Annotated in this window: 26 protein-coding genes; 4 read left to right on the forward strand and 22 right to left on the reverse strand. The window is 73.1% G+C overall.

What is annotated here, in order from left to right; all coding sequences use genetic code 11:
• Positions 1–41 precede the first annotated feature (41 nt).
• The 14 genes from SGA01_RS24015 to SGA01_RS24080 all read right to left on the reverse strand — a co-directional run bounded on the left by SGA01_RS24015 (position 42) and on the right by SGA01_RS24080 (position 13,948).
• Positions 42–719: a glycoside hydrolase family 6 protein gene (locus tag SGA01_RS24015; protein WP_141298476.1), complete on the reverse strand. Its 678-nt coding sequence runs from the start codon at positions 717–719 to the stop codon at positions 42–44.
• Between the two features lie 192 nt (positions 720–911).
• Positions 912–1,592, reverse strand: a complete 681-nt coding sequence (locus SGA01_RS24020; RefSeq protein ID WP_141298477.1) for a class F sortase — start codon at positions 1,590–1,592, stop codon at positions 912–914.
• Between the two features lie 2 nt (positions 1,593–1,594).
• Positions 1,595–2,251 (reverse strand): hypothetical protein, encoded by a 657-nt coding sequence (locus SGA01_RS24025; protein WP_141298478.1) that lies wholly within the window; start codon positions 2,249–2,251, stop codon positions 1,595–1,597.
• 73 nt (positions 2,252–2,324) lie between these two features.
• On the reverse strand, positions 2,325–3,104 hold the full coding sequence (locus SGA01_RS24030) for an HAD-IIA family hydrolase (RefSeq protein ID WP_055643299.1): 780 nt from the start codon (positions 3,102–3,104) through the stop codon (positions 2,325–2,327).
• A gap of 111 nt (positions 3,105–3,215) precedes the next feature.
• Positions 3,216–4,760, reverse strand: a complete 1,545-nt coding sequence (locus SGA01_RS24035; protein ID WP_141298479.1) for an alkaline phosphatase family protein — start codon at positions 4,758–4,760, stop codon at positions 3,216–3,218.
• A gap of 132 nt (positions 4,761–4,892) precedes the next feature.
• Positions 4,893–5,951: a 2-aminoethylphosphonate ABC transporter substrate-binding protein gene (locus tag SGA01_RS24040; RefSeq protein WP_141298480.1), complete on the reverse strand. Its 1,059-nt coding sequence runs from the start codon at positions 5,949–5,951 to the stop codon at positions 4,893–4,895.
• 30 nt (positions 5,952–5,981) lie between these two features.
• Positions 5,982–6,779: an ABC transporter permease gene (locus SGA01_RS24045; RefSeq protein ID WP_141298481.1), complete on the reverse strand. Its 798-nt coding sequence runs from the start codon at positions 6,777–6,779 to the stop codon at positions 5,982–5,984.
• A complete protein-coding gene (locus SGA01_RS24050; RefSeq protein ID WP_141298482.1) occupies positions 6,766–7,632 on the reverse strand; it encodes a 2-aminoethylphosphonate ABC transporter permease subunit in 867 nt (288 codons plus the stop codon). The genes SGA01_RS24045 and SGA01_RS24050 overlap by 14 nt, the downstream gene beginning before the upstream one ends.
• Positions 7,625–8,677 carry an ABC transporter ATP-binding protein gene (locus tag SGA01_RS24055; RefSeq protein WP_141298483.1) on the reverse strand — a complete coding sequence of 351 codons (1,053 nt, stop codon included), beginning with the start codon at positions 8,675–8,677 and terminating at the stop codon, positions 7,625–7,627. The genes SGA01_RS24050 and SGA01_RS24055 overlap by 8 nt, the downstream gene beginning before the upstream one ends.
• The gene (locus SGA01_RS24060; RefSeq protein ID WP_141298484.1) at positions 8,674–9,369 is read right to left on the reverse strand and encodes a phosphonatase-like hydrolase; all 696 of its coding nucleotides are present in this window, start codon (positions 9,367–9,369) and stop codon (positions 8,674–8,676) included. The genes SGA01_RS24055 and SGA01_RS24060 overlap by 4 nt, the downstream gene beginning before the upstream one ends.
• Positions 9,370–9,374: 5 nt before the next feature.
• Positions 9,375–10,496 (reverse strand): TIGR03364 family FAD-dependent oxidoreductase, encoded by a 1,122-nt coding sequence (locus SGA01_RS24065; protein ID WP_141298485.1) that lies wholly within the window; start codon positions 10,494–10,496, stop codon positions 9,375–9,377.
• Between the two features lie 133 nt (positions 10,497–10,629).
• Positions 10,630–11,397 carry a GntR family transcriptional regulator gene (locus tag SGA01_RS24070; RefSeq protein WP_141298486.1) on the reverse strand — a complete coding sequence of 256 codons (768 nt, stop codon included), beginning with the start codon at positions 11,395–11,397 and terminating at the stop codon, positions 10,630–10,632.
• Positions 11,398–11,447: 50 nt separating this feature from the next.
• Entirely contained in the window at positions 11,448–12,584 is a 1,137-nt protein-coding gene (locus SGA01_RS41455) for a hypothetical protein (RefSeq protein ID WP_174867447.1), read from the reverse strand.
• A 125-nt stretch (positions 12,585–12,709) separates the two neighbouring features.
• Positions 12,710–13,948 (reverse strand): ROK family transcriptional regulator, encoded by a 1,239-nt coding sequence (locus SGA01_RS24080; protein WP_308699071.1) that lies wholly within the window; start codon positions 13,946–13,948, stop codon positions 12,710–12,712.
• Positions 13,949–14,034: 86 nt separating this feature from the next.
• Between SGA01_RS24080 and SGA01_RS24085 the strand changes: the two genes are divergently transcribed.
• Complete coding sequence (locus tag SGA01_RS24085) at positions 14,035–15,138, forward strand: Gfo/Idh/MocA family oxidoreductase (protein WP_141298488.1); 1,104 nt, start codon at positions 14,035–14,037, stop codon at positions 15,136–15,138.
• A gap of 35 nt (positions 15,139–15,173) precedes the next feature.
• On the forward strand, positions 15,174–15,659 hold the full coding sequence (locus SGA01_RS24090) for a heme-degrading domain-containing protein (protein ID WP_141298562.1): 486 nt from the start codon (positions 15,174–15,176) through the stop codon (positions 15,657–15,659).
• Here the strand turns inward: SGA01_RS24090 and SGA01_RS24095 are convergent.
• From SGA01_RS24095 to SGA01_RS24115, 5 genes are all read right to left on the reverse strand, one after another.
• On the reverse strand, positions 15,628–17,151 hold the full coding sequence (locus SGA01_RS24095; RefSeq protein ID WP_141298489.1) for a choice-of-anchor A family protein: 1,524 nt from the start codon (positions 17,149–17,151) through the stop codon (positions 15,628–15,630). The two genes, SGA01_RS24090 and SGA01_RS24095, sit on opposite strands and share 32 nt — an antisense overlap.
• A gap of 86 nt (positions 17,152–17,237) precedes the next feature.
• Positions 17,238–18,095: a fumarylacetoacetate hydrolase family protein gene (locus SGA01_RS24100; protein WP_141298490.1), complete on the reverse strand. Its 858-nt coding sequence runs from the start codon at positions 18,093–18,095 to the stop codon at positions 17,238–17,240.
• Positions 18,096–18,232: 137 nt separating this feature from the next.
• On the reverse strand, positions 18,233–18,994 hold the full coding sequence (locus SGA01_RS24105; protein ID WP_229917501.1) for a YidC/Oxa1 family membrane protein insertase: 762 nt from the start codon (positions 18,992–18,994) through the stop codon (positions 18,233–18,235).
• A gap of 100 nt (positions 18,995–19,094) precedes the next feature.
• Positions 19,095–19,388 carry a DUF6412 domain-containing protein gene (locus SGA01_RS24110; protein WP_055643287.1) on the reverse strand — a complete coding sequence of 98 codons (294 nt, stop codon included), beginning with the start codon at positions 19,386–19,388 and terminating at the stop codon, positions 19,095–19,097.
• A gap of 72 nt (positions 19,389–19,460) precedes the next feature.
• On the reverse strand, positions 19,461–20,009 hold the full coding sequence (locus tag SGA01_RS24115; RefSeq protein WP_141298491.1) for a winged helix-turn-helix transcriptional regulator: 549 nt from the start codon (positions 20,007–20,009) through the stop codon (positions 19,461–19,463).
• A gap of 88 nt (positions 20,010–20,097) precedes the next feature.
• Here SGA01_RS24115 and SGA01_RS24120 point away from each other — a divergent pair, with 88 nt between their 5' ends.
• Positions 20,098–21,600 carry an MFS transporter gene (locus tag SGA01_RS24120; RefSeq protein WP_141298492.1) on the forward strand — a complete coding sequence of 501 codons (1,503 nt, stop codon included), beginning with the start codon at positions 20,098–20,100 and terminating at the stop codon, positions 21,598–21,600.
• On the opposite strand, the gene SGA01_RS24125 is transcribed toward SGA01_RS24120, so the two are convergent.
• The 3 genes from SGA01_RS24125 to SGA01_RS24130 are packed head-to-tail and all read right to left on the reverse strand — an operon-like array spanning position 21,554 to position 24,095.
• Positions 21,554–23,032 carry a sodium:solute symporter family protein gene (locus tag SGA01_RS24125; protein ID WP_141298563.1) on the reverse strand — a complete coding sequence of 493 codons (1,479 nt, stop codon included), beginning with the start codon at positions 23,030–23,032 and terminating at the stop codon, positions 21,554–21,556. The two genes, SGA01_RS24120 and SGA01_RS24125, sit on opposite strands and share 47 nt — an antisense overlap.
• A 38-nt stretch (positions 23,033–23,070) precedes the next feature.
• A complete protein-coding gene (locus SGA01_RS41170) occupies positions 23,071–23,247 on the reverse strand; it encodes a hypothetical protein (protein ID WP_167534171.1) in 177 nt (58 codons plus the stop codon).
• Complete coding sequence (locus tag SGA01_RS24130; RefSeq protein WP_141298493.1) at positions 23,244–24,095, reverse strand: class E sortase; 852 nt, start codon at positions 24,093–24,095, stop codon at positions 23,244–23,246. The genes SGA01_RS41170 and SGA01_RS24130 overlap by 4 nt, the downstream gene beginning before the upstream one ends.
• A 62-nt stretch (positions 24,096–24,157) precedes the next feature.
• Here SGA01_RS24130 and SGA01_RS24135 point away from each other — a divergent pair, with 62 nt between their 5' ends.
• Positions 24,158–25,162, forward strand: a complete 1,005-nt coding sequence (locus SGA01_RS24135) for an SEC-C domain-containing protein (RefSeq protein WP_141298494.1) — start codon at positions 24,158–24,160, stop codon at positions 25,160–25,162.
• Positions 25,163–25,166 lie beyond the last annotated feature (4 nt).

Below are 25,166 nucleotides of genomic sequence, written 5' to 3' on the forward strand. Positions count from 1 at the left end.
GCAGAGTCAAGACCCCCTCACCATCGGTGAGGGGGTCTTGGTCATTCCCGGGGTCTCCCTCGGCCCGAACTACCGGGCGTTTCCGGCCAGTTCGTGACGTTGACCGCGAAGCCGTCGGCCTCGGCGATCCCCGCCTCCTGGAGCGGGCCGCGCAGCTCCGCGGGACCGGCCCAGCCCGCGTTGCCCGCGTCCAGGTAGACCGTGGTGGCCGGCTGCCGCTTCAGCCGCAGGACGGCCGCCTTGAGCTCGTACCGCTCCCCGTGGTGCTGCTCCTCGGTGCAGCCGTCGACGACGTGCATCACGGCGTCCGGTTCCGGGACGACGGTCGCGCGCCGCGCCCCGATGCCCCGGGCGACGGCGTCGACCCAGGTGCGGTAGGCGGCGGGGTCCGCCGCGCCGCCCGCCGAGTGCCGGCCGCAGTCGCGGTGCGGGATGTCGTAGAGGACGAGGAGCGCCTCGCGCCCGGCGCGGGTGGCGGCCTGGGTGAGGGCGCGGGTCTCGGCCTCGGGCCGGTCGGAGCCGATCCACTCGGCCACCGGCCGGGAGGTGATCCGCCGCAGGAGCGCGGCCTCGGCGGTCCGGCCCGCGGCGAGGTGCGCCGCCAGCTGCCGGGCGGCCTTGCCGTCGGGATTCACCCAGTACGGAGGGGGGGCGCGGGGGTGCGGGGTGACGTGCGGATATTCGGGGCCCCTCGGCACGTACGGACCGGTCGTCGTCATCGTGACACGACAGCCCTCTGGGCCGGGCGAGGCAAGGCCTCTACAGTTTCCGGAACCCCGACCTCCCGCGGCCGGCACCGGGCTCCTCCCGCCGCCCGTGAGCCCCGCGGTCGAGGACCGGACCGGCCGGTGGCGCCGCGGGACGCGACCCACCGGCCGGGCCCCGGTCGCCACGGGTCCCGTGCCGGGGGCTCAGGTGCCCGTCGCCGTCGTCCCCGCGCCCGTGAGGTACGCCGAGACGACCACGTTCGCCGAGTACGTACCGTCCGTGCGGTCGAAGGTGCCGCCGCAGGTGATCAGGCGGAGCTCGGCGCGGCCGGGTTCGCGGCGGCCGTAGACCCGGGTCGCGTCGAAGTCCTCGCGCGGGAAGACCTGGACGTCGTCGACGGTGAACTCGGCGACCGTACCGTCCGTACGGGTGACCCGGACCTTCGCGCCGGGGCGGGCCGCGCTCAGTCCGTAGAAGACCGCCGGGCGGGTGTCGGTGTCGACGTGGCCGACGAGGAGGGCCGCCCCGGCCGCACCCGGCTGCGTGCCCGCGCCGAACCAGCCCACCGTGTGCGGCATCGAGAAGGGCGGCGGGTCGATCGCGCCCGTGCCGTCCAGGCCGCGCGCCACGATGGGCGCAGCGATGCCGAGGGACGGGACCTCCACCCGCCGGGGTTCGGCGGGGGCGAGCGGGGCGTGGGCCGGGGGGAGCGCCACGCCGAGCGGCCGGCCCACGGCGGCGATGTCGCCGTGGGTGGGCGCCGAGCTGCCCCCGGGGCCCTCCGTGACCTCGCGGCCCCAGAGCCAGAGCCCGAGGAGCAGCAGCGCCCAGGCCACACCGGTGACGAGTCGCCCGGTGCCCGCCGGGCGGGTTCCGGACGACATCCTCAGTCCGAGCCCGTGCCCGTGCCCGTGCCGGAACCCGTACCCGTACCCGTACCGGAGGCGGCGGTGCGGCGGCGGGAGCTGCGGAAGGCGACCGCCACGGCCGCGAGGGCGGCCATGCCGAGGCCGAGCAGGGTGTACGGGGTGCCGAGGCCGCTCCCGGTCGTGGTCTGGGCGACTCCGGGGGCAGCCGGGGCGGCGAAGGCGGCGGTGCCGCCGCCGCCCGCGCGGACCGGGGCGACCGGGGTCGCGTGGTGGGTCGGCTCGTGCGTCGGCTCGTGCGTCGGCTTGTGGGTCGGCTGGTGGTGCTTGACCTGCACCGTGCCGACGTCCCCGTGGTCGTGGCCGTCACAGGTCACGGTGACCTTGTACGTACCGTCCTCGAGTCCGGACCGGATCGTGGTGTCCCCGAACAGCGGGGCGCCCCCACCGTCCCGGCCGGTCAGCTCCACGTCGGCGACGAACGCCCGGGACTTCGCGGCACCGGTCGTTCCCTTGCAGCCCTGGACGCGGACGTCGACGTCGGCGCCGGGCGAGGCGGTGGACGGGGTGACGGTGGCCTTCACCCCGTCGTGGGCGTACGCGCCACCGGCCGTGGGTGCCAGTACGAGCACCAAGGCCGCCCCTGCGGCACGGAGAGCAATGGAACAGATGCGCATCGTGACCTCCTGGTACTGGCAGGTTCACCCGGATCGGCGCTCTTCGCATCCGCAGGAGGCGGGCGGGGCGTGGTTACACGCGGTCGACGATGTCCGCGATCGAGTCGACGATCTTGGACGGGCGGAACGGGAAGCGGTCGATCTCGGCCTGGCTGGTCAGGCCCGTCAGGACGAGGAAGGTCTGCATGCCCGCCTCCAGTCCGGCCAGGATGTCGGTGTCCATCCGGTCGCCGATCATCGCGCTGGACTCGGAGTGGGCGCCGATCGCGTTGAGCCCGGTGCGCATCATGAGCGGGTTCGGCTTGCCCGCGAAGTACGGCTCCTTGCCGGTGGCCTTCGTGATGAGCGCGGCGACGGAGCCGGTGGCCGGGAGCGGGCCCTCCAGGGAGGGGCCGGTCTCGTCGGGGTTGGTGCAGATGAAGCGGGCGCCGGCGTTGATGAGGCGGACGGCCTTCGTCATCGCCTCGAAGGAGTACGTCCGGGTCTCGCCGAGGACCACGTAGTCCGGGTCGTGGTCCGTGAGGACGTAGCCGATGTCGTGGAGGGCCGTGGTGAGGCCCGCCTCGCCGATGACGTACGCCGTGCCGCCGGGGCGCTGGTCGTCGAGGAACTTGGCGGTGGCGAGGGCCGAGGTCCAGATGTTCTCGACGGGCACTTCGAGGCCCATGCGGGCGAGGCGGGCGTGCAGGTCGCGGGCCGTGTAGATCGAGTTGTTCGTGAGGACCAGGAAGGGCTTCCCGGTCTCCCGCAGCTTCTTGATGAACGCGTCGGCGCCGGGGATCGGAACGCCCTCGTGGATGAGGACGCCGTCCATGTCGGTCAGCCAGGATTCGATCGGCTTGCGCTCTGCCATGGGTGCGGGACTCCTGCCGTACAGACGTGCGGTGTTCTGGGGGCGCCGCGACAGCGCTGTGGCGACGCCCCCAGGGTAGTCAGGAAGCCGTGTCCTTGACCCCGTCGGTGATCAGGAAGCCGTGACCCTGACCCCGTCGACCGTCCAGTACCAGTTGTTGGCGCCGGTGTAGCGGAAGCGGAAGCTCACGCTGGACGCCCCGGCGGGGACGTTCACGGTGAGCGACTGGGGCTGGGAGATCACGTCGGAGGTGTAGCTCTTGACGACGGTCGGGGTGCCGCCGTTGAAGCTCGCCAGGACCTGGGCGGACTGGCTGCCCTCCTGGCGGTAGAAGGTGGTGAAGTCCAGGGTCGCCCGGGTCGCGTCGGAGACGCCGTACGCGGGGGTCACCAGGGTCGAGTCGTACGTACCGGAGAAGGACTTGTCGGCCCACTCGTCGGAGTCGGCGACGGCGAAGACGCCCCGGGCGCGGACGTTGAGCTCGCGGGACTGGTCGCGCTGGGCGCGGGACCAGAACTCGTCGGTGGCGAAGGACCAGCCCCGCCACTCGGTCATGCCGCCGGTGCCCATGGCGTTGTTGATGACGGACCAGCCGCTGGGCGCGGTGTGGGTGAAGCCGAGGATCCCGGCGGGGATGCCGGTCTCGTCGACGCGGCCGGAGAGAGATCCGTAGAGCGCGTCGAAGGGGTCGGTGGAGCGCTGCTGGACCGGCTTGCCGTCGAGGCCCCAGGACGGGTCGGGGACGATGCCGAGCTGGTGGAAGACGGTGGCGGCGACGTCGACGAGGCGGGTGTCGATCGGGCGGGCGCCGGCGGCGATGCCCGGGCCCTGGGCGAGGACGAAGGTGCGGCGCTCCTCGATGGAGGAGCCGCCGTGGCCGCCGCCGTCGGTGTGGCCGTGGTCGGTGGTGACGATGACCGTCCAGCGCTCGGTGGCGTACGCCGGGCGGGCCTTGATCGCGGTGAGGAGACGGCCCAGGTAGGCGTCCTGGACGTCGATGGCGTCGAGGTACTTGCTGTGCGCGGCGCCGTAGTTGTGGCCGATCTCGTCGGTCTCGCCGAAGTAGACGAAGAGGACGTCGGGGTTCTGGTTGCGGAGGACGTCCTCCGTGGCCTCGGTGATCACGAGGTCGTTGACGACATAGTTGTTGTTGTGGACGAGCTTGGCGTCGGCGCCGGGGGTGACCGTGCCGTGGGTGTCCAGCTCGGGCCAGTCGACGGCGGCGAAGAGCGAGAGCTCGGGGCGGACCTGGTGCAGTCGGGCGAGGAAGCCGGGGTACCTGGCGTAGTTCTTGCCGGTGAAGGTGTTGTCCTTCACGCCGTGCTTGTCGGGCCAGACGCCGGTGGAGATCGTGGACCAGCCGGGGCCGGAGGAGGTGGCGGCCATCGGGTTCGCGTAGAGCAGGGAGCGGCCGAAGGTGCCGTTGGCCATCAGGGACTTGAGGTTCGGGGCCTTGGCGGCGTCGATCCTGTCGTACCGCAGGCCGTCCATGCCGACGACGAGCACCTTGTCCTTGCTGGTGCCGTCGGGGAGCGTGGGCGCGGCGGTGGTGGCCGCGTGGGCGGCGGGGGCGGTGAGCGCGCCGGTGGCGGCGACGGCCGCGGTGGCACCGGCGGCGGCGAGCACGGTGCGGCGGGAGATGCCGGTGTTCGGCATGTCGGGTCCTCCGTGGAATTCCGTGGAAGGGGGCGGTGGCATGCCAACGCCCCTGATTTCTCAGGGGCGTTGGTCCGTACCCGTTATCTTTCCGCGATCAACGGAGGCTTTCCAGAGTCGTACGGTGAACTCTTAGCTTCCGGTCGCGGACTTCCACGCGTCGACGTACGTCTTGAGGTTCTTGTCGATGTCGGACCAGTCCGGCTCGAAGATCTCGACGCCTTCGAGGAGCTTGGCGAGTTCGATCGCGTTGGCGTCGGTGGGCTTGACGTCCTTGCGGGCCGGGAAGCCGCCGCCGATGGCGCTGACCTCGCGCTGGGCCTGCTCGCTCAGCATGAAGTCGAGCAGCTTCTTGCCGTTGTCGGCGTGCGGGGCCTTGTCGACCAGGCCGGCGGCGTACGGCAGGGCGAAGGTGGTCGGCCTGCCGGTGCCCTTCGCCGGGAACCAGATGCCGAGGTTGGGCATGGACCGGGCCTGGGCGTAGTTCATCTGGACGTCGCCGTTGGCGACGAGCAGCTCGCCCTTGTCGACCTTCGGGGCGAGCTTGGAGGTGGAGGAGGACGGGCCGACGTTGTTGGCCTGGAGCTTCTTCAGGTACTCCATGGCCGGCTCCTGGCCGCCGAAGTCGTGCATGGCCTTGATGAGGACGGCGGTGCCGTCGCCCGCGACGCCGGGGGTCGAGTACTGGAGCTTGTTCTTGTACTTCGCGTCGAGCAGCTCCTCCCAGCTCTTGGGGGCGGCCGGCAGTTCCTTCTTGTTGTGGATGAAGCCGAAGTAGTTGTTGACGACCGAGGTCCACTTGCCGTCGCCGGACTTGTCGCCGCCGCCGACCTGGTCGGCGCCCTCGGGCTTGTACGCCTGGAGGAGGCCCTTGGAGTCGGCCTGCTGGATGAAGGGCGGCAGGGTCACGATGACGTCGGCCTGGGTGTTGCTCTTCTCGCGGAGGGCGCGCTGCACCATCTCGCCGGAGCCGCCCTCGACGTACTCGACCTTGATGCCGGTCTTCTTCTCGAAGTCGGCGAAGACCTTGTCGTACCAGCCGTCGCGCGCCTCGCCCTTGAGGCCGTCGGCGCTGTAGACGGTGACGGTCTTCGCGTCGGACGCGGCGGAGGAGCCGCCGCAGGCGGTGAGGGTGGCGGCGAGGGCGAGAGCGCCGGTGACGGCGGCGATCGGCTTGGCGTGCGTAAGCATGGCGTCGTTCTCTCCTGATGACGGGTGTGGCTAGCGGAAGGAAGCTCTCGTACGGATACGGGAGACGGCGAGCAGGGCCAGCAGGGTCGCGGCCATGAGGATCACGGCGAGCGCCGAACCGGTGAAGAGCGAACCCCGGTCGGTGGCAGTGAAGATGAGCACCGGAAGCGGCAGCCAGTCCGGCGGGTAGAGCATCATCGTGGCGCTCAGCTCGCCCATGGAGAGGGCGAAGCAGAGCCCGGCCGCCGCGTTCAGGGACGGCAGCAGGAGCGGGAGCCGCACCCGGAGCAGGACGTACGAGGGGCGGGCGCCGAGGCCGGCCGCCGCCTGCTCGTACATCGGGTCGAGGCGGCGGACGGCCGCCGACACCGACTGGTGGGCGAAGGCCGTGACGAGCACGGTGTGCGCGAGGATCACGATCCAGCGCGTGCCGTTGAGGAGCACCGGCGGCTGCGAGAAGGCGACGAGGACGGCGAGTCCGACGACGACGGACGGCACGGCGACCGGCAGCATGAACAGGGCGTCGAGGATCCGGCGGCCCCGCCTGCCCATCGCGGCGGAGGCGAGCGCCGCCCAGGTGCCGACGGTCAGCGCGACCAGGCTCGCGGTGACGGCGGTGACCAGGCTGGTGGTGAGCGCCTGGAGGGACTCTCCGCGTACGGCCGCCGTGTAGTGGGCGGTGGTGGGACCGGAGGGGAAGGCGCCGGACCAGTGCGTGGAGAACGAGGCGGCGACGATGACGAGCAGGGGCAGGGCGAAGAGCGGGACGAAGAGGACCGCGAACAGCGCCCACGCCGTCCACCTGCCCGTACGGCTATGCACCAGCACGGCGGCTCACCCCCCGGTAGAGGACGTAGAGGCCCACGGAGAGCGCGATGTTGACGACGGCGACGACGCAGGCGGCGGCGTAGTCGGATTCGAGGATCGCCTTGCTGTAGACGAGCATCGGGAGGGTCGTGACGCCCTTGGCGCCGGTGAAGAGGACGATCCCGAACTCGTTGAGGCACATGACGAGGACGAGGCTGCCGCCGGCGGCGAGCGCGGGCAGCGCCTCGGGCAGGATCACCTGCCGGATGATGCGGATCGGCCTCGCGCCGAGGGAGGACGCCACCTCCAGCTGGGCGGTCTCCAGTTGGGAGAAGGCGGCGAGGAGGGGGCGCATCACGAAGGGCGTGAAGTACGTGATCTCGGCGAGGAGGACGCCCCAGGGCGTGGTCAGGAACCGGAAGGGGCCCGTCGCGTCGCCCGTGACGTCCGTCCAGACGCCGTTGGCCATGCCGACCGTGCCGTAGAGGAACAGCAGGGCGAGCGTGACCAGGAAGGACGGGAAGGAGAGGAAGACGTCGATGAACTTCGCCACCGCCCTCCCGCCGGGGAAGGGCACGAAGGCGATGACGAGCGCGAGCGCGAAGCCGAGGACCAGACAGCCGGCCGTGGAGGCGACGGCGAGCCACACGGTGGTGACGAGCGCGTCGCGGAACGACTCGGAGGCGAGGACGCCGGCGTAGGCGCCGGGTGCCAGGGACTCCTGGACGACCAGCGCGAGGGGGTAGAGGAAGACGAGCGCGAGGACGGCGACGGGCGGCAGTGCCCAGACCCAGGTGGGGAGCGAGCGGGGCGCCCTCGCTTCGGGCGCGGCCGGGGCGGCCACGGTCACCGCTCCGGGCGAGGCGCTAGCCATCGGCCACCCCCGCGCCGAGCAGCACCGCGTCCTGCGGGGCGAAGTGGAGCGTGACCTCGGTGCCGAGGGCCGGGGTCTCCCGGAGCTCGCGCACGTCCGCCTTCACGCGGTGGCCGCCGACCTCGACGTACAGCCGGTGGGTGGAGCCGCGCCACTGGACCTCGGTGACGCGGCCCCGGAGGGCGTTCGGGCCGTCGCCGAGGCCGACCAGGTGCGGGCGGACGCAGAGGGTGGCGGTGGAGCCGGGTGTGGCGTCGGCGGCGGGCACCTTCAGTTCGGCGCCCTCGAAGAGCACCCCGTCCGCGGCGACCGTCACCGGCAGCAGGTTGGCGTTGCCGACGAACGACGCCGTGAACTCCGTACGCGGGCGGCGGTACAGGTCCTGCGGGGTGCCGCAGTCCTGGAGCCGGGCCTTGTCCATGACGGCGATCCGGTCGGCGAGGGTGAGCGCCTCGACCTGGTCGTGGGTGACGTACAGGATCGACACGTCCGGCAACTCGCGGTGCAGCCTGGCCAGTTCGGCGAGCATTCCGGAGCGGAGCCGTGCGTCGAGGGCGGAGAGCGGTTCGTCGAGGAGGAGGACGCGCGGCCGGATCGCGAGGGCGCGGGCGATGGCGACGCGCTGCTGCTGCCCGCCGGAGAGCTCGCGGGGGTAGCGGCGCGCGTACGCGGCCATGCCCGTCATCTCCAGGGCCTCGGCGACCCGGGCGGGGATCTCGGCCTTGGGTGCCTTCTGTGCCTTGAGGCCGAAGGCGACGTTGGCGTCGACGCGCAGGTGCGGGAAGAGGGCGTACTGCTGGACGACCATGCCGATGCCCCGCTTGTACGGCGGGAGGGCGGTGACGTCCTGGCCGCCGATGAAGACCCGCCCGGAGGCCGGGCGCACGAACCCGGCGACGGCCCGCAGCGCGGTCGTCTTCCCGGATCCCGAGGGCCCGAGGAGGGCCATGACCTCGCCGGGTTCGACGGTCAGGTCGAGGTGGTCCAGGACCGTGGTCCCGCCGTACGCGACGGAGACGCCGTCGAAGCGGATGCCGCTGTTCACGCCTCGGACTCCGTGATGCGCGCCGGGAGTTCGGCGATCGAGGCGAGGACGTGGGTCGCGCCGTGCTCCTTGAGCGCGGTCTCGCCGTGGGCGCCCGTGAGGACTCCCGCCACGATCCCGGCGCCCGCGCGGGAGCCGCTGAGCATGTCGTACGAGGTGTCGCCCGCGACCGCGATCCGGCGGACGTCGTCGACGGCGCCCGTGCGGAGGAGGGCCGCGAGGACCATGTCGGGGTAGGGGCGGCCCCGGCCGCCGGCGTCGGCCGGGCAGAGGGTCAGCTCGACGAGGTCGCGCCAGCCGAGGGCGTCGAAAATGGCGTCCTGGGTGACGCGGGCGAAGCCGGTGGTGAGGACGACGGTCCTGCCCTGGTCCTTCAGGGTGGCGATGGCCTCGGCCGCGCCGGGGACGGGGGCGATCAGGCCGCCGGAGACGAGCTCTCCGTAGGCCTCCTCGAAGGCGAGGTTGGCCTGCCGGGCGCGGTTCTCGTCGCCGCCGAAGAGGTGGCGGAAGACGGAGATCTTGGACTCGCCCATGGTGGCGCGGACGTAGTCGATCATCGCGGCGGGGTCCTCGCCGAGGCGTTCGGCGGCGGCCGTGAAGGCCTGCTCGACGAGGCCGCCGTCGGCGACGGTCGTCCCCGCCATGTCGAGGACGACGAGGTCGTACGTGGTGTTCTCGGTCAGGGTGTTCACGGTGTTCACCAGCCCAGTTCGTTCGCGGTCGTCTCGGCGATGGCGGGCGAGCAGGTCATGCCGCGCCCGCCGGGCCCGGTCACCAGCCACACGCCGTCGGCGACCCGCTGGCGGTGCACGACGCGGCTCGTGTCGACGCACTGCGCGTACACCCCGGCCCAGCGGCGCCTGATCTTCGGCAGCGGGCGGCCGAGGAAGGACTCGACGACGCGGGTGAGGTGCTCGTAGGGGTCTTCGAGGGTGTCGAAGGCGAAGGGGTGCTCGTACTCGTGGGTGTCGCCGATGGTCAGTCCGCCGTCGAGCCGCTGCACCATCAGGAGCTGCATCTTGTGGGCGGCGGCGGTCGGGTCCTGCGGCCGGCCGTCGTTGAGGGCGTCCAGGGCGGGGGACGCGTACGCCGGGTAGTAGCGGAAGGAGTCGGCGTCGGCGACGGAGGTGGTGAGCGGCTCGCCGAGGGGCTCGGTCTGCATCATCTGGAGCCGGACCCGGCGGACGGGTATCTCGCCGGCGACCTCACGGACGAGGCCGGAGAGCCAGGCGCCGGTGCACAGGACGACGGCGTCGCCGGTGTGCGTCTCGCCCCGGTCGTCGCGGACGGCACTGTCGCCGACGACGTCCCTGACCTCGCGGTTCGGCAGGAAGGTGTACTTCCCGGTGGCGAGCAGGGCCTCGCGGAGGGCGAGCTGGGCGAGGCGCGGCTCGACGGCCGCGTCCCGCTCGCACCAGAGGGCCGCCTCGAACGCCCCGCGCAGGGCGGGGTTGACCGCGCGGGCCTCGTCCGGCGTCAGCAGCTTGTAGCCGCGGGCGGCGGCGTCGGGCCGCGCGAGGGCGGCCTCGGCGACGGCCAGCTCCAGGTCGTCGCGTACGGGCGTGAGGGAGCCGATGGCCCGGAAGCCGAGCCCGGGGACCCGGGCACCGATGCCCTCCCACAGTTCGCGGGCGCGCAGGGCGGTGTCGAGCTCCTCCCCGCCGGCGCGGCCGCTCACCCAGATCTGGCCGAAATTGCGGAGGGACGCTCCGCGCGCCTCGGCCTCGCGCTCGATGTGTACGACCTCGTGGCCGCGTTCCACTGCGTGCCAGGCGTGCATGGTTCCCACCACGCCGGCTCCTACGACGATCACCTTCATGGCCGAAACGGTCGTGGGGGCGGGTGGCCCGGACGGATCCGACGGGCAACGGGACGGTGAACGAACCGACAAGCTTGGACCAGACCCGTTATCTGTTTGTGATCTTCGGAGGGGTGACCTGTGGGTCGGAGGGTCAGTCCTGGCGGCCCAGGTGCGCCGTGAAGCTGAACCGGTCACCGCGGTAGAGCGTCCGGACCCGCTCCAGGGGGCGCCCCGACGTGTCCCGGGAGACACGGTGGAGCAGCAGCATCGGCAGCGCCGGCGGCGTACCGATGAGCAGGGCCTCGCGCGGGGTCGCGAGCACGGTCTCGATGCGCTCGTCGGCGTCGCCGAAGGTCACGCCGAGGCGGTCGTGGAGGTAGGCGTAGAAGGACGAGTCCGGGTCGAACTCGGTGTCCAGGCGCGGGGCTCGGGCCTCGGAGACGTAGGTGCTCTCCAGGCCGACCCGCTCGTCGTCGGCGAGCAGCACCCGCTCCATGTGCCAGACGGGCTCGCCCCGTTCGGCGCCGACCTCCGGCGCGAGCGCCTCCGGGCAGGGGAAGCGGTCGAGGGAGATCAGGCTTCGGCCGGGGCGACGGCCCTGCCGTCGGACGCCCTCGGTGTAGCTGGCGAGCGAGAGGGGCTGTTCGAGCTTGGGGCCCGCGACGACCGTGCCCCGCCCCTGGCGGCGCACCCGGCCCTCCAGGAGCAGTTCGCGCAGCGCCTGCCGGACGGTCTCGCGGGACACCTCGTACCGGACGGCGAGGTCGCGCTCGGTGGGCAGCAGCCCACCCTCCCCCAACTCGTCGACGAGCAGGGCGAGTTTCGCCTTCACGGCGTAGTACTTGGGGACCCTGCCGTGCTCGGGAACGCCGGAGCGGACGGGGGCGCCGGGGTCGGCGGGGGCGGTCTGGTAGTTCACGGAGGGATCGTCGCAGACGGGGATGAACGGGGAGGTGTACGGAACGTGGCTCAGAGGTGCCGGGGGCGGCGGGGTGCGCCTCCGGGGGTCCGCCGGGCCGGGCGCGGGGCCATCCGCCGGGCGGTGCGGACGAGGGTGACGCCGAGCAGGACCAGCACGGCGGCGAACGAGCCGAGGAGGAGGGCGTCCTGGTCGGACTCCCTTCCGGTGCGGGCGAGTTCGCGGCTCGGGTCGATGCCCTCCGTGCCCTTCGGGGGCTTCGGGGCCTCCGGCTTCTTGGGGGGCTGGGCGGGCGGGGCGGTCGCGTCTCTCCTGGGTTCTGGTGTGCCGGATCCGTCAGGTGCGGCGGGGCCGACGGTCAGGCGGTACTCGTCGGACGCACCGATCCAGTCGCCGTCGGCGCCCCGGCGCTGGACGACCGCCGCGCTCACGACGACCTCGTCGGGGGCGGTGTCCTCGCGGAACGCGAGCCGTACGGGGACGGTGACGGTCCGGCCCGCGGGGACCGAGAAGCCGCCGAAGTCGGTGAACGCACCTACGTTCTCCGCCTCTTCGGTCGTCTCGAAGGCCACGGGGCGCCAGCGGGCCGAGCCCTCGTCGTAGAACTCGAAGCGGATCTGGGCGGGTCGGAGCACGCGGTCCCGGTCGGCGAGGACGAGGACGGGGTGGACGGCGGTGCAGGACGCTTCGGTGTCGTTCGTGAGGTCGAGCTTCCAGGCCTGGAGGGGGCCGCCGGCGGGGTACTCGTCCGGGCCGCCGTGGATCCGGGTCGCGAGCGGGAAGCCACCGCCGGGGGCATCGCCGCAGGAGGGGGTGGGCGGGTCGGGGGCGGGGGCCTTGGGGGCCTCAGGGGCCTGAGGGGCTTGAGGGGCCCTGGGGTCGCCGGGGGCGGGGGGGATGTTGGGGGCGGGGGCGTTGAGGGGGGTGGGGCTGTCGGGGGCGGGGGGTGCGGGGGCCGCTGAGGCTAGGGCCTCGGAGACAAGGGGTGCAGAGGCGAGGGGTACGGAGGCGAGGGCTGCGGGGGCAGCGGTTCCTGGATCGGACGTCTTCGGAGCGTGGGCCGCCGCCGGGGCCGCGAGTGCGGGGGCCGTGAGGGCGAGGGCCACCGTCGCGGTCACGGCGGCGGTCACGGTGGCGGTCGCGGTCACGACGAGGGCGCTGCGCTGGCGCAGGGGGGCGGGTGCCATGGGGTGGCTGCCTTTGCTGCTCGCGGGCGTACGGGTCGGCCGCGACGCTGCCACCCCCGGGCGGGCGGTCCGGGCAGCGACACCGTTCACGCACCCGCACGGCCCGCGCAATCCGCCCGATCAGCCTATTGTCCGAAGATCGGAGCGAGAACGAGCCACGCCGCCCCCACCGCCACCGCCTGCGGGGCCGAGGCCACGGCGACCGGCGTCGGCAGCCCGAGCCCGGCGAGGACCTCCCGGGCCCCGTCGGCGAACACCTCCGGCGCACCGAGCACCACCCGTCCGCCCAGCAGGACCTGATCGATGTCGAGGAGCCGTACGAGGTTGGCCGCGCCCGCGCCGAGGATCCGCGCGGCCTCGGGTAGTTCGCCGCGCGCGACCGCCGCCAGGCAGAGGACCTCCAGGCAGCCGCGCCCGCCGCAGCCGCACGGGGGCCCGTCGAGCTGGACGGTCTGGTGTCCGAGCTCGCCCGCCCCGGTCCTGTCCCCGCGCAGCGGCGCGCCGCCGAGGACGAGGCCGGCACCCAGCCCCGTACCGAGGTGGACGTAGGCGAAGGAGCCGGGGGACTCGGGGCCCAGGGCGAGGCCGAGGGCGGCGGCGTTCGTGTCCTTGTCGAGGACGACGGGCAGCCCGAGGCGCCGGGCCAGCTCGTCCCGTACCGGGTACCCGTCCCAGGAGGGGAAGCCGGTGACGCGGCCGGGCACACCGGCGTGATGGTCCAGGGGTCCGGGCATGGCGACGCCGACTCCGAGGACGGGGGCGGGGGCGGGGGTGGAAGCGGGACCGAGGACGGGGCCGGGACCGGGACCGAGGGCCGGGCCAGGACCGAGGGCCGGGCCAGGACCGAGGGCCGGGCCAGGACCGGGGGCCGAGCCGGGACCAAGAGCCGGACCGGGACCAAGGGCCGGGCCGGGAGACTCCCCCGCACCGGTCGGCCCCCCGCCCCCCGCCGCCCCGTCCGTGAGCAGCGCCCGGACCTCCTCCGTCACCGCGTCCAGGACCGGCCCCGCCCCCTCCCCCAGGTCGACCGGGCGGCGGCGCAGGGCCACGACCGTGCCCGCGAGGTCCGTCAGGAGCGTCGTCAGCTCGTCGCGGTCGAGGTGCACACCGACGGCGTGCCCGGCGGAGGGCACCAGGCGCAGGACCGTGCGGGGTTTGCCGCCCGTCGAGGCGCGGTGGCCCGCCTCCGCCGCGAGGCCCTCGGCCCGGAGCCTGGCGGTGATCTTGCTGACGGCCTGCGGGGTGAGGCCGGTCCTCTCGGCCAGCTCCAGGCGGCTGATCCCCGCCTCCCCCGCCGTGCGCAGGAGGTCGAGCACGAGCGCCGCGTTGTGGCTGCGCAGCGCCGGTACGTTCACGCCGGCCAGGCTCCTCGTATACCTCTGCTCCCTCTTCACGCCCCCATTGTCGCGGTCGCTTGCACTTTGGCAACAGCGTTGCTTAAGTGAGGTGCATGACTGGCACCGACACCGGCCCCCGTACCCCGCGCCCCCCGCTCCGCGTCGGACTCGTCGGCTACGGCCTCGCGGGCTCCGTCTTCCACGCCCCGCTGATCGCCGCCTCCGAGGACCTCGTCCTCGCCGCCGTCACCACCGGCAACCCGGAGCGGGCCGCCGAGGCCCGCGCCGCCCACCCCGGCGTGCGGGTCGCGGCCTCCCCCGAGGAGCTGTGGGAGCGGGGGGCGGACGAGCTCGACCTGATCGTCGTCGCCTCGCCGAACAAGACGCACGTCGCGGTCGCCACCGCCGCCCTGGAGGCCGGCATCCCGGTCGTCGTCGACAAGCCGCTCGCCGGGACCGCCGCCGAGGCGCGTGCCCTCGCCGCCCTCGCCGAGGAGCGGGGCCTGCTGCTCTCGGTCTTCCAGAACCGCCGCTGGGACAACGACTTCCTGACCCTCCGCCGCCTCCTCGACGAGGACGCGCTCGGCGAGGTCCAGCGCTTCGAGTCCCGCTTCGAGCGCTGGCGGCCGCAGCTCAAGGGCGGCTGGCGGGAGTCCGGCGCCCCTGAGGAGATCGGCGGCCTGCTCTTCGACCTGGGCAGCCACGTCGTCGACCAGGCGCTCGTGCTCTTCGGCCCGGCGGTCTCGGTGTACGCCGAGTCGGACGTGCGCCGCCCGGGCGCCGCCGCCGACGACGACACCTTCCTCGCGATCACCCACGCCGACGGGGTCCGCTCCCATCTGTACGTGAGCGCCACGACCGCCCAGCTCGGCCCCCGTTTCCGGGTGCTCGGGCAGCGCGCGGGCTTCGTGAAGTACGGGCTCGACCCGCAGGAGGCCGCCCTGCGCGAGGGCCTGCGGCCCGTGCCGGGCACGGTCTGGGGCGTGGAGCCGGAGGAGCTGTGGGGCCGGCTCGGCTCCGGGGAGTCCCCGGCGACCGGCGGCGGCACCCCGGTCCCGTCGCTGCCCGGCGCCTACCCGGCGTACTACGCAGCCGTCGCCGCCGCCCTCCGCGGCACCGGCGAGAACCCGGTCACCGCGCACGAGGCGGCCGCCACGCTCGACGTCCTGGAGGCGGCGAAGCGGTCGGCCCGCGAGGGCGTCACGGTGACGCTGTGAGCACGCCCGCAGGCCAGGCAGGCCCCGCAGGCCCCCTGACGGCCGATGAGGTCGGCGCACTGGAGGCGCAGGAGGCCCGGCTGGTCCTCCCACGCTTCACGTACGAGGACGCCTGGACGCTCGGCACCCTCCTCGTCGACATGGCGCGTGAGCGTCGCGCCCCCGTCGCGATCGACATCCGGCGCGGCGCGCAGCAGCTGTTCCACTGCGCGCTGCCGGGGTCCAGCGCGGACAACGACGCGTGGATCGACCGGAAGCGGCGGGTCGTCGAGCGGTACGGCGCGAGTTCGTTCCTGGTCGGCGCCCGCTTCCGCGCCAAGGGGACGACCTTCGAGGCGTCCTCCCGCCTCGACCCCGACCGGTACGCCGCCCACGGCGGTTCGTTCCCGGTCGCGGTCGAGGGCGCTGGGGTGATCGGTTCGGTCACGGTCTCCGGCCTGCCGCAGGCCGAGGACCACGCCATGGTCGTCGGGGCGCTGGAGATGCTGCTCAGCTCGTACGGCTCCGGCGACGCCGGCTGACGGTCACGAGGATCCCGCCGCCGAGGGCGAGACCGGCGGCGGTGACGCCCATGACGATCTTCCCGGTGCCGGCGCCGGTCTCGGGCAGCTCGCCGTGCGGACCGTGGTTGCCACCGGTGCCGCCGTATCCGCCGTCGTCACCGTATCCGCCGTTGTCGCCGTACCCGCCGGTGTCACCACCCGTCGAACCGCCGGTCGTGGGGTCGGTGGGCGTCGGCGTGGGGTCGGTGGGCGTCGGGGTCGGGTCGGTCGGCGTCGGGGTGGGATCGGTCGGCGTAGGAGTGGGATCCGTCGGCGTCGGGGTCGGATCCGTCGGCGTAGGCGTGGGATCCGTCGGGGTCGGCGTCGGATCCGTCGGCGTGGGCGTCGGGTCGGTCGGGGTCGGCGTGGGGTCCGTCGGGGTCGGCGTCGGCGTGGGGTCCGTGCAGGACGGGAGGTCGCCGTTGAACGGGTAGGCGTGGATCTCCTGGCCACCGCCGCCCGTCGGCTCCGAGGCATGCGTCAGGTTCCCGGTGGTGAAGAAGCGGCCGTTCATGCCCGGCATCGTGATCGTCGTCGTGCTGGCCTGGTTGCCGATGAGCACGCTGCCCGCGAACTGGGCCGTCCCTTCGAACTTGACCTTCGTCGCGTCCGGGAAGTTCCACAGGACGCGGTCCCGCAGACCGTCCGGGAGCCCGTTGATATAGCTGTCGACGGTGCGGTCGGCGCCGAGGACGTTGACGAGGACGGTCGCGCCGGCCGGGATCTTGTCGAAGCGGACGCCCTGCTGCCCTTCTCTCGTCGACTCCAGGTCGAAGTCGACGTTGAAGACCTGGAGCGCCGAGGTGCCGTCACCGGTGAAGAGGGTCTCCTCGCCCTTGTTGACGGCCGTCCCCGTGGGGGTGCGGGAGGCGCCGTTCACGTAGGCATAGCACTGGCTGGCGTCGGTGAGCTCACCCCGGAGGGCGGTGTACTGGTCGGCTGCCGCCGTGTCGTGGACCGGGGTGGGAGTCACCTTGCCGGAGAGCAGGCCCCCGTACCGTACGGCCCCCTTGACCGCCCCCTCCTCGGAGAGCAGCTCCTGGCCGGAGGCCACCGTCAGGTCCTTGCCGACGGTGAGGAAGTCGGTGTCGTTGACCGGCGGGACGCGCGAGCCGACGCCCGCGACGCCGACGTTGTAGACGCTGGAGACGCCGGCGCGCTTGTTCTGGTCGAAGCCGCCGAGGACGACGACCTTGCCCTCGACCTCGGCCGCGGCCTCGCGGACGAGGAAGTCGCCGCCGACGAAGATGTTGATGTTGTTGTCACGGAATTCGACGGTGCCGTTGTTGATGCCGGGATAGCCGGACGGCGGGCACTTGCCCGGCTTGCAGGGGCCGAGGCCGCCCGGAAGGGGATCGGCGAAGCCGGTGACGGCCAGCGCGCCGACCAGGGCGGTGCCCCCGACCGTGGCCGCGGCGATGAGGGCGAGGCGGCGCCGGGAGGGTCCCCGCTCATTCGTGTTTCGTTCCATAAGGTGCAATATGCAAAAACCCTATGAAAATGGCGACGCCCCACGCGGGGCGCCGCCGATTTCACGTGAGCGCTGCGACCCGGAGGTCAGGCGCCCTTGAGCTCCTGCCGCTGCCGGCCGAGCCCCTCGACCTCCAGCTCGACGACGTCACCGGGGCGCAGGTACGGCTTCGGCTCCGGCTGCCCCATGGCGACGCCGGCGGGCGTGCCGGTGTTGATGATGTCGCCGGGGTAGAGGGTCATGAACCGGCTGACGTACCGGACGACCTCCGCGACCGGGAAGATCTGGTCGGAGGTGTGGCCGTCCTGCTTGAGCTCGCCGTTGACCCAGAGGCGCAGGCCGAGGGCCTGCGGGTCCGGCACCTCGTCGGCGGTGACGAGCCAGGGGCCGAGCGGGTTGAAGGTCTCGCAGTTCTTGCCCTTGTCCCAGGTGCCGCCGCGCTCGATCTGGAACTCGCGCTCGGAGACGTCGTGGGCGACCGCGTAGCCGGCGACGTGCGCGAGGGCCTGCTCGTCGGTCTCCAGGTAGCGGGCGGTGCGGCCGATGACGATCGCGAGCTCCACCTCCCAGTCGGTCTTGACCGAGCCGCGCGGTACGAGCACGGTGTCGTCCGGGCCGACGACGGTGTCGGCGGCTTTGAGGAAGACGACGGGCTCGGCCGGGGTGGCCTGGCCGGTCTCGGCGGCGTGACCGTGGTAGTTCAACCCGATGCACACGACCTTGCCGATGCGGGCGACCGGCGGGCCGACGCGCAGCCCGGTCGCGTCGAGGGCGGGCAGCACACCGGCCGCGGCCGCGCCCCGGACCCGGTCGAGCGTGGACGCGTCGGCGAGGAGGGCGCCGTCGATGTCGTCGACCAGGGCGGACAGGTCACGGAGGGTGCCGTCCTGGTCGAGCAGGGCAGGACGCTCGGCTCCCGGCGGGCCTACACGCAGCAGCTTCATGGTCTTCTCCCTGTGGTCGAGGTGGGCCCGGGAAGGGCCCTGAGGTGCCCCGGCCGATGGAGTGCGGCCATCGGAGGATTGGTCGATCCTCCAAGACATCGGGTCACTCTGCAAGACCCCGTTCACGCACTGGACCCTTACGCGCGAGTAGCAACGGCGCCGGAGGCCTTCTTCCTGCTCGCCGGCTTCCCCTTCCCGCCCGTCGATTCCTTCTCCTCCCGGAAGAGGAAGGCCCGCTCGACGGCGCTCCAGGTGGTGCTGGTGACGACGTAGAGGGCGGCGGCGAGGGGGACGACGGCGACCGTGATCAGGGTGGCGAAGGAGAGCAGCGGCATCACCTTCGAGATCGCGCCCGCGCCGGGCGTGGGCTGGCCCAGATCGAGGGGCTGGGCGGCGAGCTGCCGCTTCGTGCGGCGGTAGGTGAAGACGGCCACGGCGGTGACGAGCGCGAACAGGACGAGATAGACCCGTCCCGCCGGGCCGAACACCCCGCCGTGGGCGAGCGCGTCGGCCCAGTGGTCGCCGAGCGGGGCGGCGAACAGCGTGTGCCCGGCCATCCGGTCGCCGGAGAAGAGGTGGTACATCAGGAAGAACGCGGGCGCCTGGAGGAGGCTGGGCAGGATCCCGGCGAAGGGCGAGACCTTCTCCTTGGCATGCAGTTCCAGCATCGCCTTCTTGAGGCGCTCGGGGTTCTTGGCGTGCTTCTTGCGGAGGGCGGCGAGCTGCGGGGCGATCCGGGTGCGGGCCTTCTGACCGCGGGCCGCGGCCCGGGAGAGCGGGTGGACCGCGAGGCGTACGAGCATCGTGAAGAGGACGATCGCGGCGGCCGTGGCGGTGGTGGCGAACAGCGGCTGGAGCAGGTCGGCGAGCCGCTCGACCAGGGAAGCGAAAACGGACAAGGGAGCCCTCCATGGGGTCTCGTCGTGCCGGGAGAGATTTCGGGTCTCGGCATGACGGATCCGCGTGAGGACCGTCCGGTGTTCGGTGTGCGGTGGCTCCCTACGCGGCCGTCAGGAGGGGGCCGCCGGGAGCTCGGGGTCTGCGGCGGCCGGCGGCGTCGGGATCGCGCTGGGGCAGGAAGGCGGTGCGCCGCTCACGGTCGCGTATGGCCGTGCGGACGCGGGTGGCCGGGACGGCGGGAGCCGTCGGGGCGCCGATCAGGGCGCAGACGACGGTGGTCGCGGCGAGGACGACGGCGGCGAGGCCCGCGCCGTCGGAGAGGAGGAGACCGGCGAGGGCGAGGAGGAAGAAGAGCGGCGCGAGCACGCGCAGGAGCAGGCTCCTGACGGTCATCTCACCACCCCCTCTCGCACGCCTCCACGGCGCTTCTCGCACGTTTCTCACCCTGAAGACGCCCGGGGCGGATCAGGAGTTCCCGCGCTCGGGCGCGTCTTCGCGCCCGACGGGGACGAGGAGTCGACGGGGCGCGAGCAGGGCGCGGCCGACCGGATCGGCCGGGTCGGGGTCGAGCCCGGCGCCGGGCCGCATCTCGACGTCGGCGGGCGGCACGGGGACGCGGCAGAGGGGGCATTCGCCGTACGGGCCGAGCTCGGTGCCGCAGTCGGCGTGGTGGAAGTGGCGCACCGGTACGGCTCCGGGGACCTCGGCCCGCCCCCAGGCGCCGAGCGAGCGCAGGACGGGCCAGAGGGCGAGGCCGCGCTCGGTGAGCACGTACTCGTCGCGCGGGGGCGACTCCTGGTAGCGCCGCTTGTCGAGGACGCCGGCCTCGACGAGGGCCTGGAGGCGGGCGGCGAGGACCGCGCGCGGGACGCCGAGGTGAACGAGGAAGTCGTTGTAGCGGCGGACGCCGTAGAAGGCGTCGCGGACGACGAGGAGGGTCCAGCGCTCGCCGACGACCTCAAGAGCGCGGGCGATGGAGCACTGCTGGTGGGCGTAGTCCTTGCCGAGAGCCATGGCCCCATCGTACCCATCCGGGGTTCATTGAATGAACCGAGCTGCTAGGTTAGGTTCATTCACCGAACTGACGGGTGAGGTCCCTGCCATGCCCCAGCTCGCCACCGCCCTCCGCGCCCCGGCGCGGCAGCGGCCGGCCCGCCCCTCCGCCACGCTCGCCGTCACCGGCGCGGCCACGGCCGTGGCGCTGATGAACTACACGGCCCCGATGCTCACCCTCCCCGCCACGGCCGCCGCCTTCGGGACCCCGGACTCGGCCCGGGCCTGGCTGCTCAACGGCACCCCGCTCGGCCTCGCCGTCCTGCTCCTGGTGGCCGGCAGCCTCGCCGACGCGCACGGCCGGCGCCGGGTCTTCCTCCTCGGCACCCTCGCCCTCGGCGCCACCACCGGCCTCGGCGCCTTCGCGGGCTCCACGCTCACCTTCACCCTGGCCCGGATCGCCCAGGGCGCGGCGAGCGCGGCGGTCCTCGCGGGCAGCCTGGGCCTGTTGGCCGACGCGTACCCCTCGGGCCGCGACCGGATCAGGGCGACCGGCGTGTGGGGGGCGTCGGTGAGCGGCGGCATCGCACTCGGCCCGCTGCTCGCGGGCGCGCTGAGCCTGGTGGACTGGCGCCTGGCCTACGGGGTGCTGGGCCTCGGAGCCCTGGTGATCGCGGCGACGGGCACCCGCACGCTCGGCCCGGAGACGGCGAAGGCATCACGCCCCGAGACGGCGAAGGCACCGGGCCGGGAACCAGCGAAGGCATCACGCCACGAACCGGCGAAGGCATCACGCCGCGACGCGGCGAAGACGTCGCACCGCGAACCGGCGAAGGCGTCACACCGGACGCGCCCCGACCTCCCGGGCGCCCTCGCTCTCGGCCTCGCCCTGGCGTCCCTGCTCACCGCGCTCACGCTCGGCCGGGACGGCTGGCTGCGCCTGCCGGTGGGCCTCCTGCTCCTGGCCTCCGCCGCCCTGACGGCGATCTTCATCGCGGTCGAACACCGGAGCCGTACGCCCATGGTCGACCTGGCGCTCCTGCGCCGCCCGGCGTTCCTCGCCTCGACGCTCGGGGCGCTGTTCACCGGCCTGGCGGTGATCGGCCTGTTCAGCGTGGTGCCCGCGCTGCTCCAGAGCGGGGCGGGGATGTCGCCGCTGGGGGCGGCCTGGCTGTTCGTGCTCTGGTCGGGCACCGCGTTCGTGGTCGCGCTCCAGGCGCGCCGCCTGGCGGGCCGGCTGTCCGCCGCGTACCAACTGACCTTGGGCTTCACCCTGTCGGCGACAGGAGTCCTGGCCCTCCTGGGCGCACTGGAAGGCCCCTGGCCGCGCCTCCTCCCCGGCCTCCTCGTGGCGGGCGCGGGCAGCGGCCTCCTGAACGCGGCACTGCCCCGCCTCGCCGTCGACTCCGTACCGCCGGAACAGGCGGCGATGGGCTCGGGCGCCAACAACACCGCCCGCTACATCGGTTCCGCGGCGGGCGTGGCCCTGACGCTGGCCCTGACACCCGCGGGCCCGGACACGGCGCTCCTGGTCTCGGCGGGACTGGCCCTGACGGGCGCGGCGATCACCCTCGTCCTGGGGAGGCGGCCGGACCGACGGCCGCGTCGGTGAACTCCTCCAGGGCGAGGACGTCCTCGTCGCGCCGGTCGTCGCCCGTCTCCGGCGGCCCGAGGAGGCTGACGGAGACGGCCACGGCCAGATTGGCGACGAGGGCGAGCAGCCCGGCGTTGACGCCCCACAGCGGATCGTGCCCGGAGAAGACGAGCACGCAGACGACCGCGACCCCGACCCCGAGCCCGCACACCCCACCCCTCAGAGTCATCCGCCGCCACACAAGCCCCAGCAACACCAGCGGCAGCAGCTGCGCCATCCCCTCGTACGAGATCAGGGAGAGCCGGACGAGGGTGTTCGGCGCGGTGTACGTCATGGCGAGGGCGAGCGTCCCGGCGACGACGACCACGAGCTGGGCGGCGCCCTTCTCGCGGTGGCGCAGCCGGGGCGCGAGCGAGAGCACGCTCCGCCCCCACATCGTGCCGATGACCAGCATGAACACGGCCATGGGAACGATCGAGGAGAGCGCGGCCGCGACGCCGACGAGGCCGACGCCCCAGGCGGGGAGCGAGTCGGTGACGAGCTCGAAGAGGGCGAGGTTCGACTCGGCGCCGACGAGCCCGGGGACGACGAAGAGGGCGGCGGTGCCGAGGAGCATGGGGACGAAGAGGAGGACGTTGTACGCGGGCAGCCAGACGGCGTTGCGGCGGAGGGTGTCGGCGTCGCGGGCGCCGAGGTATCCGGCGACGGTGGTCGGGAAGATGACGACGGTGAGGGAGTTGAGGACGGTGGTGGAGGCGAACCAGCCGACGCCGTACCCGCTCGTCTCGCCGCCGTGCCCGGGCAGCGAGAGCCACTCGCTCTTCTCGTCGACGAGCCGCCCGAAGAACTCCCCGAACCCCCCGAAGTAGTGCAGCGGCACGTACACCACGAGAAATCCCAGAGTGAGGATGACGAGCGAGTCCTTGAGGACGGAGACCCAGGCGCTCCCGCGCAGCCCGCTCACCACCACGAACGCGGTGGTGACGGCGAAGGCGAGGAAGTAGGCGAGGTCGAGGCCGATGGTCCCGTACGAGATCGTGGACACGACCACGCCCATGCCGGTGATCTGGAGCTGGACGTACGGCAGGAGGAAGACGGTCGCGAGGACGGCCACGGCCGCGCCGAGCCAGGGACGGCGGTAGCGGTGGGCGGCGATGTCGCTGAGGGAGACCAACCCGTGCTTCCGGGCGTACCCCCAGAGCATGGGCCCGACGACGTAACCGACGGCGTAGCCGCAGGACATGTACGCGACGACGTACAGCACGGGGGCGCCGTAGTTGTAGCCCCAGCCGGCGGCGCCGAGATAGCTGAAGCTGGTGTACCCCTCGCCGGCCATCAGCACCCAGATGAAGACGGGCCCGAGCGAACGCCCGCCGACGGACCACGCGTCGAGCCCGCCGCCGGCTTCCCGGCGCACGGCGAGGAGCCCGAGGACCACGGTCAGCACCATGGAGACGCCGAAGACGGAGACGGCGACGACGGCGGGACTCACCTCCGGTCCCCGCGCCGGGCGAGAGCGACCGCACAGGGGGTGAGGACGGTGGCGCCGAACAGCCAGACGACGAGCAGGGGGACGCGGTTCACCAGCGGGAGGACGACGACGAACAGCACGTAGGGAAAGAGGAGCCACAGCAGGTGGGGCCTGCGTCTGATCACCCGGTTCACGCGGTCGAGACTAGCTTCGCCCAGACGACGAGCCGGTAGGCGCTGCTGAACTCCGGTGTGCAGGTGGTGAGGGTGAGATAGGCGCCGGGTTCGTCGTACCCGTACGAGGGCTTCACGAGCGACCGGGGCACGGCCCGGACGACCCCGACGTCACGGGGCGCGGTCCGCGGGAGGACCTGGTCGACGCGGTAGGTGTACGTACGCGCACGGGTCCGCACACTGATCTCGTCGCCCGGCCGCAACCGGTTGATGTACCGAAAGGGCTCACCGTGGGTGTTCCGGTGCCCGGCGAGCGCGAAGTTCCCGGGAAGCCCGGGCCCGGCGGTGCCGGGATAGTGCCCGACGTACCCCTTGTCGAGAACGGAACGCTTGGAGATGCCGCGGGCGACGGGGGCGGTGAGGCCGAGCCGGGGGATACGGAGGATGGCGAAGGCACGGGAGTCGGGGACGGCAGGACGGGTCCGCTCGCGCCCGGAAGCGGCACCGCCGCCCCCGGCACTCCCCCCGACGAGGTCCCCCTCCCCAGGCGGATCGACCTCCCCGGACAGCTCGGACTCCCCGCTTTCTTCACCCTCACCGACTTCCTCCACCCCTCCGGTCTCCCCGCCCTCCACGGGAGGAGAGATCTCCCACTCCCGCTCCAGGACGCTCACCTGCTCGCGGGCCTCGGCGCGGGCCTGCTGGTTGGTCCACCAGAGCTGATGGACGACAAGAAGGAGGACGACAACCCCGCAGGTGACGACGGTCTCGGCGCACACCCACAGCACGCGGGCGCCCGTACGACGCCGCCCCCGCCCCTGGACGACGACCGGCACTCGCTCCCGCCGCTCCCGCACCCTGTCCCGCACGCGGGGCACGATAAGCGCTGAGGCGCCAACTCTCCAGGCCCGTACAGCAGTACGGTGAAGGTATGCGTCCCGACACTCCTGCCGCCCACACCACCGAAGCCGAGCGCCTGCTGCGTACGGCAGCGCAGTACCCGGGAGACCGGGAACCCCTGTACCTCCAGGCCGCGGCCCACCGGGAACTGGCGGGCGACCGCCCCGGCGCGACGGCCCTCTACGACGCGCTCCTCTCCGGTCAGCCGGCGAACCCGCTCCTGATCAGGGCGCTGAAGGCGGCGAACCTCTGGGAGTACGGCCACGAGGCCGAGGCGCGGGCGATCATCGAGGGAGTCCGGCGCGCCAAGCCCGCGGACGCGGCGCCCTGGGAGATCACGGCGGAGACGCTGGAGGCCCACGACGAACTGGAAGCGGCGGAGTCGACCCTCACGGAAGCAGCCGCACTCCTGACCACGTCCACGGAACTCCCCCACGCCACGGTGTCCCTGATCACGACGCGCCACCGCATCCGCCGCATGCTGGCACTGGAACACGACGACTGGGACGACCGAGCGGACCGGCTGCACACGGCGTCGGTCCCGCTGGACGAACTCCACGACCCGAAGCGCCTCTGGTCCCTGGGCTCCTCGGACCCGGCGGAACTCCAGGCGGAAATCACGAGGCTCCGCTCGGAACTGGGCACGTACCGCACGGCCCTCTCCCGCCCGTTCCCGGTGGCGGTCCTGCACTGGCCGGAACCGGAACTGGACGAGCTGCTCGCGGCGTACCCGGAACTGGAGGCGGAGTACCCCACGTACAGAGCCCACCTGACGGACATCGAGGCCTCCCTCAGAGAACTCGCCCAGGCGGGCACCCCGAACCTGGGCATCGTCCGCGCAACGGTCCCCTCCTACGAAGCCTTCGCAGCCTCGGAAACCACCCACCCGTCCACGGCAGCCCTCCTCCCCCAATACGCCACCACCCTGGCCGCCCGAGCCCGCGCAACCGCTTGGCCCCCGGCCTCCGACGCGGCGTGCTGGTGCGGCTCGGAGCGGGCGTACGGAGAGTGCCACGGAGGCGCTGACCAAGACTGAGGCC

The organism is Streptomyces gardneri (assembly GCF_006539185.1).
Lineage (GTDB): Bacteria > Actinomycetota > Actinomycetes > Streptomycetales > Streptomycetaceae > Streptomyces > Streptomyces gardneri.

Excerpts from the sequence above, each read along its gene's own strand:
- SGA01_RS24135 (WP_141298494.1), top strand. The coding sequence starts at position 24,158 with ATGCGTCCCGACACTCCTGCCGCCCACACCACCGAAGCCGAGCGCCTG.
- SGA01_RS24065 (WP_141298485.1), bottom strand. The coding sequence starts at position 10,496 with ATGAAGGTGATCGTCGTAGGAGCCGGCGTGGTGGGAACCATGCACGCC.
- SGA01_RS24095 (WP_141298489.1), bottom strand. The coding sequence starts at position 17,151 with ATGGAACGAAACACGAATGAGCGGGGACCCTCCCGGCGCCGCCTCGCC.
- SGA01_RS41455 (WP_174867447.1), bottom strand. The coding sequence starts at position 12,584 with ATGGCACCCGCCCCCCTGCGCCAGCGCAGCGCCCTCGTCGTGACCGCG.
- SGA01_RS24030 (WP_055643299.1), bottom strand. The coding sequence starts at position 3,104 with ATGGCAGAGCGCAAGCCGATCGAATCCTGGCTGACCGACATGGACGGC.
- SGA01_RS24035 (WP_141298479.1), bottom strand. The coding sequence starts at position 4,760 with ATGCCGAACACCGGCATCTCCCGCCGCACCGTGCTCGCCGCCGCCGGT.
- SGA01_RS24125 (WP_141298563.1), bottom strand. The coding sequence starts at position 23,032 with ATGGTGCTGACCGTGGTCCTCGGGCTCCTCGCCGTGCGCCGGGAAGCC.
- SGA01_RS24050 (WP_141298482.1), bottom strand. The coding sequence starts at position 7,632 with ATGGCTAGCGCCTCGCCCGGAGCGGTGACCGTGGCCGCCCCGGCCGCG.
- SGA01_RS24115 (WP_141298491.1), bottom strand. The coding sequence starts at position 20,009 with ATGGCTCTCGGCAAGGACTACGCCCACCAGCAGTGCTCCATCGCCCGC.
- SGA01_RS24085 (WP_141298488.1), top strand. The coding sequence starts at position 14,035 with ATGACTGGCACCGACACCGGCCCCCGTACCCCGCGCCCCCCGCTCCGC.
- SGA01_RS24020 (WP_141298477.1), bottom strand. The coding sequence starts at position 1,592 with ATGTCGTCCGGAACCCGCCCGGCGGGCACCGGGCGACTCGTCACCGGT.
- SGA01_RS24120 (WP_141298492.1), top strand. The coding sequence starts at position 20,098 with ATGCCCCAGCTCGCCACCGCCCTCCGCGCCCCGGCGCGGCAGCGGCCG.
- SGA01_RS24025 (WP_141298478.1), bottom strand. The coding sequence starts at position 2,251 with ATGCGCATCTGTTCCATTGCTCTCCGTGCCGCAGGGGCGGCCTTGGTG.
- SGA01_RS24040 (WP_141298480.1), bottom strand. The coding sequence starts at position 5,951 with ATGCTTACGCACGCCAAGCCGATCGCCGCCGTCACCGGCGCTCTCGCC.
- SGA01_RS24110 (WP_055643287.1), bottom strand. The coding sequence starts at position 19,388 with ATGACCGTCAGGAGCCTGCTCCTGCGCGTGCTCGCGCCGCTCTTCTTC.
- SGA01_RS24015 (WP_141298476.1), bottom strand. The coding sequence starts at position 719 with ATGACGACGACCGGTCCGTACGTGCCGAGGGGCCCCGAATATCCGCAC.
- SGA01_RS24100 (WP_141298490.1), bottom strand. The coding sequence starts at position 18,095 with ATGAAGCTGCTGCGTGTAGGCCCGCCGGGAGCCGAGCGTCCTGCCCTG.